The organism is Nocardiopsis chromatogenes YIM 90109, assembly GCF_000341185.1.
Taxonomy (GTDB): domain Bacteria; phylum Actinomycetota; class Actinomycetes; order Streptosporangiales; family Streptosporangiaceae; genus Nocardiopsis_A; species Nocardiopsis_A chromatogenes.
Window position 1 is genome coordinate 35,534 of sequence record NZ_ANBH01000078.1, and the last position, 10,257, is coordinate 45,790.

9 protein-coding genes and 1 tRNA gene are annotated in these 10,257 nt (G+C 73.0%); 7 read left to right on the forward strand and 3 right to left on the reverse strand.

All coding sequences use genetic code 11. The features are described from left to right. Positions 1-78 precede the first annotated feature (78 nt). From D476_RS0108130 to D476_RS32525, 4 genes are read left to right on the forward strand one after another with little or no spacing between them, the layout of a single operon-like run. Complete coding sequence (locus D476_RS0108130) at positions 79-942, forward strand: hypothetical protein (protein WP_152529271.1); 864 nt, start codon at positions 79-81, stop codon at positions 940-942. Further along, the gene (locus tag D476_RS32515) at positions 939-1,835 is read left to right on the forward strand and encodes a TRM11 family SAM-dependent methyltransferase (RefSeq protein WP_017623451.1); all 897 of its coding nucleotides are present in this window, start codon (positions 939-941) and stop codon (positions 1,833-1,835) included. Before D476_RS0108130 ends, D476_RS32515 begins: the two co-directional genes overlap by 4 nt. Beyond that, complete coding sequence (locus D476_RS32520) at positions 1,829-2,920, forward strand: DNA cytosine methyltransferase (protein WP_017623452.1); 1,092 nt, start codon at positions 1,829-1,831, stop codon at positions 2,918-2,920. The genes D476_RS32515 and D476_RS32520 overlap by 7 nt, the downstream gene beginning before the upstream one ends. Before the next feature lie 11 nt (positions 2,921-2,931). After that, complete coding sequence (locus D476_RS32525) at positions 2,932-3,264, forward strand: hypothetical protein (RefSeq protein ID WP_017623453.1); 333 nt, start codon at positions 2,932-2,934, stop codon at positions 3,262-3,264. A gap of 240 nt (positions 3,265-3,504) precedes the next feature. Here D476_RS32525 and D476_RS35500 read toward each other — a convergent pair whose 3' ends face one another. After that, positions 3,505-3,960, reverse strand: a complete 456-nt coding sequence (locus tag D476_RS35500; RefSeq protein WP_017623455.1) for a hypothetical protein — start codon at positions 3,958-3,960, stop codon at positions 3,505-3,507. A gap of 437 nt (positions 3,961-4,397) precedes the next feature. Here D476_RS35500 and D476_RS0108160 point away from each other — a divergent pair, with 437 nt between their 5' ends. Then, a complete protein-coding gene (locus D476_RS0108160; protein ID WP_017623456.1) occupies positions 4,398-5,879 on the forward strand; it encodes a tyrosine-type recombinase/integrase in 1,482 nt (493 codons plus the stop codon). Between the two features lie 341 nt (positions 5,880-6,220). On the opposite strand, the gene D476_RS0108165 is transcribed toward D476_RS0108160, so the two are convergent. After that, positions 6,221-6,293 (reverse strand) — tRNA-Arg (locus tag D476_RS0108165). Between the two features lie 772 nt (positions 6,294-7,065). Here D476_RS0108165 and D476_RS0108170 point away from each other — a divergent pair. Both D476_RS0108170 and D476_RS0108175 read left to right on the forward strand, forming a co-directional pair. Next, complete coding sequence (locus D476_RS0108170; RefSeq protein WP_017623457.1) at positions 7,066-8,091, forward strand: cobalamin biosynthesis protein; 1,026 nt, start codon at positions 7,066-7,068, stop codon at positions 8,089-8,091. Then, the gene (locus tag D476_RS0108175; RefSeq protein ID WP_017623458.1) at positions 8,088-9,617 is read left to right on the forward strand and encodes a cobyric acid synthase; all 1,530 of its coding nucleotides are present in this window, start codon (positions 8,088-8,090) and stop codon (positions 9,615-9,617) included. Before D476_RS0108170 ends, D476_RS0108175 begins: the two co-directional genes overlap by 4 nt. A 139-nt stretch (positions 9,618-9,756) precedes the next feature. Here the strand turns inward: D476_RS0108175 and D476_RS0108180 are convergent, their stop codons facing one another. Then, positions 9,757-10,137 carry a nuclear transport factor 2 family protein gene (locus tag D476_RS0108180; protein ID WP_017623459.1) on the reverse strand — a complete coding sequence of 127 codons (381 nt, stop codon included), beginning with the start codon at positions 10,135-10,137 and terminating at the stop codon, positions 9,757-9,759. Positions 10,138-10,257 lie beyond the last annotated feature (120 nt).

The following is a 10,257-nucleotide window of genomic DNA, read 5'->3' on the forward strand; positions in this document are numbered from 1 at the left end:
CCTTCTCCTCGTGGTTGCCGCAAGAGTCTTCGCGCCCGGCGTCCAACACCGGGGGCCGGGGTGGCTCTATAGCCGGGCGTGAGGGCGAGTACGAGCAGGGACGCGGCGGGCACCACGCGTATGCCGCGCACACGCAACGACGGACACCACAACGACCAGGAGCGGCCGCCGATCGCGGTGTGGCCGTGCAACCAGGAGAAGGCCCGCTCGGCCCACGGGCAGCTGTGCGGGCGGCTCATCACCGACCTCAGCAACCCGGGCGACACCGTGGCGCTGCTGGGCTTCTACGACGGCCGCGCCCCCAGGGCCGCCGCCCAGGCCGAGCGCAGGACGGTCGGCTTCGAGGTCGACCTGGCGCGCGTGCGGCGCGCCTTCGCCAGCACCAGCGCGCTGCCCGAGCACCAGCGGGGCCTGGTGGAGCTGCACGCCGCCGATGCGCGCCGCGCCCCCGAGGTCGTTGCGGACCTGGTCGGCCGGGCGGGGCTGGTGGCGGTGTGGCTGCCCGACCCCGCCCCGGACCGGCCCGGCCGGGAGCTTCCGGACGGGCACCTCGGCCGCCTGCGCGGGGCTGTCTACGCAGAGGCGGCCGGGGAGCTGATCGGGGCCGCCGCGCAGCTGGTGGCCCCGGGCGGGGCGGTGGCGGTGGTGTGCTCGGGGCGCCGCCAGAAGTCCGGGGGGATCGACCGGGTGGCGGTGGCGGCCCACCACGCCCACCAGGCGGGACTGGTCTACGTCCAGCACATCCTCGCCCTGGTCGACCGGGTCCGCGACGGCGGCCTGGACCACGCCTTCCCCGCCCTACCGGCATCCGGCGCGGCGGGGCGCGGGGAGAGCGGGGCCACGGTGATCGCCCCGGCCCACGACGACGTGGTCCTGCTCGCCAAACCCCGCACCCACGAACCCGACGAAGGCACGGAGACCGGGGCGGGGGTGGGCCGATGAACACCACCTACCACGCCGTGCAGGTCCCCTCCATCTGGGCCACCGGCCAACTCCAGGCCCGCTCCCAGCGCGGCACCCGCTACACCCGCCTGTCGCTGGAGCACCCGGCCCGAATGCTCCCGGCCATCGCCCGAACCGCCGTCGAATACTTCACCCGCCCCGGTGAGGTGGTGCTGGACCCGATGTGCGGGATCGGCACCACCCTGGCCGAAGCGGTCCACCTGGACCGCGACGCGGTCGGGATCGAGCTGGAGTCCAAGTGGGCCTCCATCGCCCGCCTCAACCTCGACGCGGCCGCAGCCCAAGGAGCGTCCGGGGCCGGGGAGGTGCACACCGGGGAGGCCTCGCTCACCGCCGCCGGCCTCGCCCACGCGGCCGAGCACCGCAAAGCGTCCCTGCTGCTGACCTCGCCCCCGTACGGGGCGATGACGCACGGGCAGGTGCGCACCGCCCGCGACGGCGCCACGGCGGTCGACAAGCACGCCCACCGCTACGGCCGCACCCGGCTGCGCGCCAACCTCGCCCACCAGCCACTAGCCGAGCTGCTGGCCTCATTCACCGCGATCCTGGCCGCATGCCGGGGCCTGCTGGAGCCCGGCGCGCACGTAGTGATCACGACCCGGCCCTTCCGCACCAAGGGGGTGCTGGTCGACTTCCCCGGCCGGGTCATGGACGCCGCCGCCGAGGCAGGGCTGGAACCGGTGGGGAGGTGCGCGGCGCTGATGTGCGCCCTGCGCGAGGAGGGCGTGGTGCGCCGGACCTCGTTCTTCCAGTCCATCGAGACCGCCCGCCAGCGGCGCCTCGGCCTACCCGCGCACGTCGTCCAGCACGAGGACGCGCTCATCCTCCAAAACCCCGGCAGCCACCAAGGAGAGGAGGGCGCCTCGTGCTGACCGCGCACCTCGAGCGCACCGGCGGCCACGGCGGCCACCTCGGCGGACTTCTCCACGAGGCAGAAGGGCCATTGGCGGTGGGGTCGCTGTGCACCGGCATCGCCGGACTCGACCTCGGCGCCCTGCGCGCCATCGGCGCCGCCGAGCTGGTGTGGGCCGCCGACAACGACCCCGACATCTCAGTCTTCCTGAGGGCTCGGCTCCCGGACGTGCCCAACCACGGCGACATCCGCGGCCTCGACTGGGACCGCGTACAGCCGGTGGACGTGCTCACCGCCGGCTTCCCGTGCCAGGACATCTCCATCTCCGGCCGCGCCGCCGGCATCCGGGAAGGAACCCGAAGTGGACTCTGGACCGCCGTCGTCCAAGCCGTTCGCCATCTACGACCCCGCCTCCTGCTCGTGGAACAGGTGGCCGCCCTCCGATGGCGCGACCGGGGCCTGGGCCGCCTTCTCGGGGACCTGGCCCGCATCGGGTACGACGCGCGCTGGTGCAGCCTACGCGCATCCGACGTGGGCGCCCCGCACCCGCGCGAGCGGGTGTTCATCGCTGCCCACCCCCACCGCCAGGGACGCCGGGAGGGGCCCCTGCTCGGTGGCCGACCGCAAGAAGCGCGGCAAGCAGGTCTCACTGCCCGATGCAATCCGGCTGTTGGCCGAGACGAATCCGGCGGCGGCTGGGTGCAGCAAGAGCTGTTCCCCCCACCCCCGCCCTCGCGGGAGGGCGGGTTCGGGGCGCTGCCACCCGCACCCCGCAACGACGCAGCCGAGGACGAGGGGGAGGGGTGCCCGCTGCGCAGGCTCGGCGCCTGGGGCAGCCGGGAGGCGGTAATCCGCCGCTGGGAGCACATCACCGGGTACCCGGCGCCGTGCCCGCTGGAGCCCGGCCAGCGCGGCGGACGCCGCCTCAACCCCGCCTTCTCCGAGTGGGCGATGGGCTTCACCCCCGGCTGGATCACCGACCCGGACCTCGGACTGGAGCGCAACGCCCAACTGAAGGCGATCGGCAACGCAGTCGTGCCCCAGCAGGCCCACGCCGCCGCCCACCTGCTCATCAACGACCAGCCGCCCACCGGCCAGCAGTAGAGGAGATACCCGTGTTCTCAACCATCGACGAGGCCCACCGCGCCGAGTTGGCCGACGACCTGCGCCGCCTGGCCGACTTCCTGGAAACCGGGCCTGCTGTGCCCGTCAGCCCCTACGGCGGGCTCGACCTGGTCTACTTCCCCGCTGGCGACGACACCGACCAGGCCGAGCAGGTCGACGCGGTGGCCGACCTGCTCGGAACCGAGCCGCACTACGAGGGCGCCCACTACGTGTGCGAAAAGGCATTCGGGAGGGCCTCCTACCGGGTCGTGGCCATCCCCGAACACGTGCGCGCCCGCCACCGAGCCCTGATGACCTACCAGAGCGCCGTCGAACCCGACTGACCCCCGGACGACACAGGAGTAGCCGAAGACACGGAAAGAGGAGGCCGAGGGTGCCGGCGGCCACCGTCGAGACGGAGACCGCGCGCATCCAGCGCGCCGCACGAAGTCGGGACGCCGACCTGACGGCGGTGGCTTCCGAAACCCTGGCCGCCTCTGATTAAGACCGCCTTCCCGGGAGCGAGTGGAACCGGGGAGACACACCGCACCCGTGTTCGAATCCGACAGCCGCGCCTTTCGAGGCTAGAGCGCGAAGGCAAACACCAAGTGGAAGGCAGCGAAAACTACAAACCCTCCCCAATAGAAAGCGCTTAGTCCGCCTGTTGGTGGCGGCGGGTAGTGGGGGAGAGGTGGCAAATCGGGCCGGATGCCCGCTTGTGCCGAGCGGGAGGGCGTAACAAGGAGTCGCGGATCGGCGATCTCCTGCTCCAGGTGCTCGCGGTGTTTCGTCGCCCCCTGCAGTAGCTGGTGGTACCAAGCGCGGTCCATGCAGAAGAGGCCGGACCACACGATAAGCCCGACAAAAAGTATCGATGACGCGAACTCGACTCTTGCCGCGAACAGAGTGAAGGTAGCTCCCTGTTGCCAGGCGAGTGATGCCGCCCCGAAGGTGGAGGCCATCGCGAGGACGGCCGCGGCGCGGATCTTCCAGCACATACTGCTCAGTTGCGCCTGCACCGCGACGGTCTGCCGCCACATTACCCTGTAGTGCTCGTTAGGAGAATTGTTCACTATATCCCTGCGATCTCCGTTATGCCGGTAATGGAGAGGTTGTCGGGTGGCCTGTATGGCGGCCCGCCTTTGAAGGTGGGTCGAAGATACGAAATCGCCTGGTGGTAATGCAAGGCGATTGCAATGGAAAGGTTGTCAATCGGGGGTGAAAGTGCCTCGGGGTCCTCGTTGAACGAGATCGGGCAAGGTGCTCTCCAGTCGGCGGGCGCCTCTGGAGGTTCTTCGCGGATCCGGTGGATTCCCCGCCCAATCCGATTGCAAAACAGGGCGGAGTAGAGCGCTGATGGTCCGCGCCCCGGCCGGTCGGGCAGGGGCGGCGGCCAGCACGAACCCAGGGTTCCGCGTTGAGGCCCCCGGTTTCCCCGCGGCCGCCCGGAGCATAGGGAGAGCGTTTCGGAGGGCTGATGGCCAACGTTGAGGGGACCACGTTCAAGCGGTGCACCTGCCGCGACGAACACACTGGGAAACTGCTGGGGGTGAAGTGTCCGCGGCTGAAGCGGGCGGGCGGGTCGTGGAACTCCGCCCACGGGTCGTGGGGGTTCCAGATCGAGCTTCCCCGCACCAGCCAGGGCGGGCGCAGGCAGGCCCGCCGCACCGGCTTCGACACCCAGGCCACAGCGCTCGCCGAGCTCGACCAGGTCAAAGCGCTGCTGGAGGTGGCGGGGGACGAGGACGAGGCGGCGGTGCGGGTGGCCGACCTGGTCCAGAAGGCCATCCGCGAGCGGCGCGAGCTGCCGTCGCTGGAGGAGGCGCGCAGGCGCATCGGCGCCGGGACCGGGGTGCGTGAGGAGATCCCGACCGTGGCCGCGTGGCTGGAGGAGTGGCTGGAGGGGAAGAAGAAGCTCGCCGAGGGCACGCGCAAGTCCTACCGAGGCCACATCGACCACCACATCGCCCCCAACATCGGGTGGGTGCGGCTGGACCGGCTGCAGGTGGGGCATGTGCAGGCGATGTTCGAGGCGATCGAGGAGGCCAACGAGCACATCCGCACCTGCCAGGCCTCCCAGGACCCGCAGCTCCAGGCCTCGGTGCGGGGCAGGCGGGTCGTCGGCATCTCGACCAAGCACCGCATCCGGGCGACGCTGCGCTCGGCCCTGAGCACGGCGATCGCGCGCCCGGATCTTCCGGTGCAGGTGAACGCGGCCTCGCATGTGTCTTTGGAGTCCGCACCCCGGCCCCGTCCGGTGGTCTGGTCGGCCGACCGCGTCGCACACTATGAGGCGACGGGGGAGGTTCCTTCGCCGGTGATGGTGTGGACGCCGGAGCAGACCGCGGTGTTCTTGGAGCGGGCCGGGCGGGACCGGTTGTACGCGCTGTGGCACCTGATCGCCTTCAAGGGCCTGCGCCGCGGGGAGGCCGTGGGCCTGCCCTGGAGCGCGGTGCGCCTGGGGGACGGGCAGATCGACATCCGCCAGCAGGTGGTGCTGCTGGGGTGGGAGACGCTGACGAGCACCCCGAAGAGCCTGGCCGGCAAGCGCACTATCACCCTGGACGCGGAGACCGTGCGGGTGCTCAGGGCGTGGAAGCGGCGCCAGGCCGAGGAGCGCCTTGCTACAGGGGAGGAGTGGATCGACACGGGGATGGTGTTCACCCACCACGACGGGTCCGGGCTGCACCCGGGGAAGGTGTCGGAAACGTTCTCCCGCATTGCCGCCGAGGCGGGGTTGCCGCCGATCACGCTGCACGGGCTGCGCCACGGTGCCGCCTCACTGAGTCTTGCGGCGGGGGTGGACGTGAAGGTCGTCTCCTCCGAGCTGGGGCACTCCACGACGTTCTTCACCCAGGACACCTACCAGACCGTGTTCCCCGAGGTGGCCCGGGAGGCCGCCGAGGCCACGGCCGCGATGGTGCCGCTGAAGCGGGCCCGCAGCGGCGCGACCGGGTAGGCGGGGTCCTGACAGCGGGGCGGCCCTGTGCCGGGCGTGTGTGCCCGGTTCGGGGCCGCCCTGTGTTGTCCCGGGGGCAGGGGTGGGCCCGGGCTGGTGGCCGATTCCGGGGCCCTTGGTGCGACTGGTGCCCGTGCGGCGGGGGAGCGGACGCTGTGGGGTGGATCCGTGCCCGTGGGCACGGGGGTTCCGGGCGGACCAGGGGGGGCGGACCGGCGCGGTCGGCGGCGGGAGGTCCTCTGCGAGCTGGGTCCGAGCTGGGGAGCGAACGACGAGCCCAAGATGGGGCCGACCCCCGGCCCCGTGGGGCTCGATTAGCCGTCTGACCTGGGGTTTTGTTGCGCACCCGGCAGGATTCGAACCTGCGACCGTCGGATTAGAAGTCCGGTGCTCTATCCACTGAGCTACGGGTGCCCGATTCAATTGTGTCGCGGTGCGACAGGCGACGACGCCAGGGCTGCCTGCAGGACCGCAGGGCGCGGGGCGGGGCGTGGCCCGTGGTCCTGCGATCGGGGGCGGGGCCCGTATCGCGGCCTGCCGTCGGCCTCGGGGGGACATCCTACGGTATTCGGGCGATGTCACCCATGGCCGGGCAAAAATATAACAACTACGGACATTCGTAGTTGCGTCTCGTTACCACGCGGGCTCCACCAAATCGACTGCTATCGGCTTCTCACCACACGTTACCCGTGATTAACCCCGCGTGTGGTGCACCCTCGGCGCGTTTCGCGAAGTCGGTGGCGGGGCGGGGGTGTCCCAGGTGCCGTGCGGCGGACCGGGACCGCCCGGTCGCGGTGACCGGGCGGCCGGCCGCTGCGGCCTCAGAAGACCCAGAACACACCGGCCGAGGCCAGCCAGTTCAGGGCCGCCAGGACGCTCATCCTCCCTCCTCTCCCATCCGCGCTTCCAACCGGCGGGGGAGTCGGAGGGGGTGGCGAGGGGACGGAACGGGGAACGAGGATGCTCGTGGCCCGGCGGGAGGAAACCGGGCTTGCCGAGGATTTGGCCGATCCCGGACACGTCTGAGGCCCGGTGGGGTTCCTGAGGGCGAGGAGCCCGGGGGCGGCGGGGGCGGCCGGGAGGTCTGCTGCGGAGGCGTACCCGAAGCCCCCTCGGCCCCGGTGTGCACGCTGAAGCGGTCGGCCTCGCTGCGGGTCCCGTGACCGGCGGCGCTACGGTTGTGCCCGTGACTTCGCCACGACCCCGCACCGAACGTTCGCCCTCCCGCCTGCTCCCGCGGCGGGGCCGCGGCTCCGAGGCCGTCGAGGGCCTCGGAGCGGCGTGGCCGACATCGGCCGGGCTCATCGCCGGAGCCGTCCTCGACCGCCTGGTCCCCGACCCCCGGCGCGGCCACCCCGTGGCCCTCTTCGGTTCCGCCGCCGCGCGCCTTGAGCAGGCCCTCTACCGCCCCTCCCGTGCGCGGGGCGCCCTGTTCGCCGCCCTCTCGGCCGGGGCGGCCGCCGGGCTCGGTGTCGCCGTCGAGCGTGCGGCGGGGCCCGGGGGACGCGCCGCCGCCACCGCCGGGGCCGCCTGGGCGGCCCTGGGCGGGGCCATGCTCGCCCGCGAGGCCGAGGCCATCGCCGACGCCCTGGAGTCCGGGGACCTCGACGAGGCCCGCCGCCGCCTCCCCGGCCTGTGCGGCCGCGACCCCTCCGTTCTGGACGAGAAGGGCATCGCCCGCGCCACCGTCGAGTCCGTCGCCGAGAACACCTCCGACGCCGTCGTCGGCCCCCTGGTGTGGGGCGCCCTGCTCGGGCTGCCCGGCCTGCTCGGCTACCGCGCCGCCAACACCCTCGACGCGATGGTGGGCCACCGCTCCGAGCGCTACGACCGCTTCGGCGCCGCATCGGCCCGCCTGGACGACCTGGCGAACTGGGCGCCCTCCCGGCTGACCGCGCTGCTGGCGTGCGCCGCCGCCCCGCTCGTCGGCGGAGACCCGCGCCGCGCGCTGCGCATCACCGCCCGCGACGGCGACCGCCACCCCAGCCCCAACTCCGGCCGCTGCGAAGCGGCCTTCGCGGGCGCCCTCGACCTGCGCCTGGGCGGCACCAACCGGTACGGCGACCGTGTGGACCACCGCCCCGAACTGGGGGAGGGCCGCCACCCCGAGGCCGCCGACATCCGCCGCGCCGTCGCCCTGGCGCGCGGCGTGGACGCCGGGGCGGCCGCCGTCGCAGCCGCGGTCGCCGCGATCCCCGGGGGGCGGCGGTGACCGGGAACGCCGGGCAGGCCCCGGCTCTCCTGATCGCGGGCACCACCTCCGACGCGGGCAAGAGCGTCGTCGCCGCCGGACTGTGCCGCTGGCTGGCCCGTCAGGGGGTGAAGGTCGCCCCCTTCAAGGCGCAGAACATGTCGCTCAACTCGGTGGTGACGCCGGACGGCGCCGAGATCGGCCGTGCCCAGGCGATGCAGGCCGCCGCCGCGGGCATCGAGCCGTCCGCCGCCATGAACCCGGTGCTGCTCAAGCCCGGCGGCGACCGCACCAGCCAGGTCGTCGTGCGCGGCCGCCCGGTGGGGGAGGCCGACGCGGTGGGCTACCGCGCCTACCGGGACCGCCTGCGGGAGGTCGCCGTCGAGTCCCTGGCCGAGCTGCGCGCCGGGTACGACGCCGTGATCTGCGAGGGGGCGGGCAGCCCCGCCGAGATCAACCTGCGCGCCGGTGACATCGCCAACATGGGCCTGGCCCGCGCCGCCGGCCTCCCGGTGCTGGTCGTCGGGGACATCGACCGGGGCGGGGTGTTCGCCTCCATGTTCGGCACCCTGGCGCTGCTCGAACCGGACGACCAGGCGCTGGTCGCGGGCTTCGTCGTCAACAAGTTCCGGGGCGCGCCCGAGCTGCTGGAGCCCGGCCTGGAGATGATCCGCGGGCTCACCGGCCGCCCGGTGCACGGGGTGCTGCCCTGGTTGGACGGGCTCTGGCTGGACGTGGAGGACTCGCTGGCGCTGAGCGTGGACCGCGGGCCCGTGCAGGCCCCGGTGGGCGGCCGCTCGCTGCGGGTCGCGGTGGTCCGCGTCCCCCGGATCAGCAACTTCACCGACATCGACGCGCTGACCGTGGAGCCCGGGGTGGACGTCCGCTTCGTCACCGGGGCGCACGAGCTGGACGACGCCGACCTGGTCGTGCTGCCCGGCAGCCGCGCCACCGTCTCCGACCTGGCGTGGCTGCGCGAGCGCGGCCTGGACCGGGCGGTCGCCGAACGTGCCCGGCGCGGCCTGCCGGTGCTGGGCATCTGCGGCGGCTACCAGATGCTGGCGCGGCGCATCGAGGACGAGGTGGAGTCCGGCGCCGGAGCCGTCGACGGGCTGGGCCTGCTGCCGGTCGGTGTGCGGTTCGCGAAGGAGAAGACCCTGGGCCGCCCGCGCGGCACCGCCTACGGCGAGCAGGTGGTGGGCTACGAGATCCACCACGGCGTGGCGGAGATCGACTGGGCGGGGGCGGAGGCGCCCGAGCCGTTCCTCGACGGCTGCCGGTCGGGAGCGGTGTGGGGCACCACCTGGCACGGCGCCCTGGAGAACGACGCCTTCCGGCGGGCCTTCCTGGCCGACGTGGCGCGGGCGGCCGACCGCGACTTCCGCCCGGCCCCCGACACCGACTTCGCCGAAGCGCGCGCATCGCGGCTGGACGCCCTCGGCGATCTGGTCGAGGACCATATGGACACCGACGCCGTCTGGCGCCTCCTGGAGAAGGGGGCCCCGGAGGGCCTGCCGGTGATTCCCCCGGCGGGTCCGCCGCTGTAAGAGTTCTCGGCGAGGTGGGCTTCAAGGTCGCTTCAAGGGCGGTGGGGCGCACGGCGTCCTGGTCGGGCTCCGCTCCCTGAGGAAGGGGCCCGGCGCCGGGTCGGGCCCCCTGCCGCCGGCGGAAGCGGCGCGCCGCCGTTCACCCCCCGATCCAGTAGGACGTGATGCGCTTGATCTTCGCGGTCTTGCTGTGGCCGGTGAAGGTGTAGACGTCGCAGCGGCGCGACTCGCCCCCGCCGGGGAAGCCCATGCGGCTGCTCACGGCTCCTTCGCTGCCGTGGGTGAGAATGCTGTCCATCCGGAGCGTCTCCGCCGGTCGATCGACGACCGCCATGACCGCGGCGGCGAAGTCCGCCTTGCCCCGGACGGTGCGCCGTCCGACGATGTCCCATTCGATGTCGTCGGCGACGGCCGACAGCAGCGCTACCGTATCGCGGTCCGCCAAGGCGACCGCGAAATCGCGCAGTAGCTGCTTCCGGGGTGCGTTGCCGCAATCGGGCGCGGCCGTGACCTGGACCATGGCGGAACACTAGCCGCCGCCTCCGACAGCCGCGCATCATCTGCTTCCGCCCGCGCCGTCCGTTCCCGTGTCGCCCGATGCCGTTTCGCGTACGGCTTTCGGGCACGGGGCCGACCCGGG

What these genes read in the sequence shown, in the direction of transcription:
- D476_RS0108180 (WP_017623459.1), bottom strand. Translation starts at nt 10,137, where the DNA reads ATGGTCCAGGTCACGGCCGCGCCCGATTGCGGCAACGCACCCCGGAAG.
- D476_RS32515 (WP_017623451.1), top strand. Translation starts at nt 939, where the DNA reads ATGAACACCACCTACCACGCCGTGCAGGTCCCCTCCATCTGGGCCACC.
- D476_RS35500 (WP_017623455.1), bottom strand. Translation starts at nt 3,960, where the DNA reads ATGTGGCGGCAGACCGTCGCGGTGCAGGCGCAACTGAGCAGTATGTGC.
- D476_RS0108160 (WP_017623456.1), top strand. Translation starts at nt 4,398, where the DNA reads ATGGCCAACGTTGAGGGGACCACGTTCAAGCGGTGCACCTGCCGCGAC.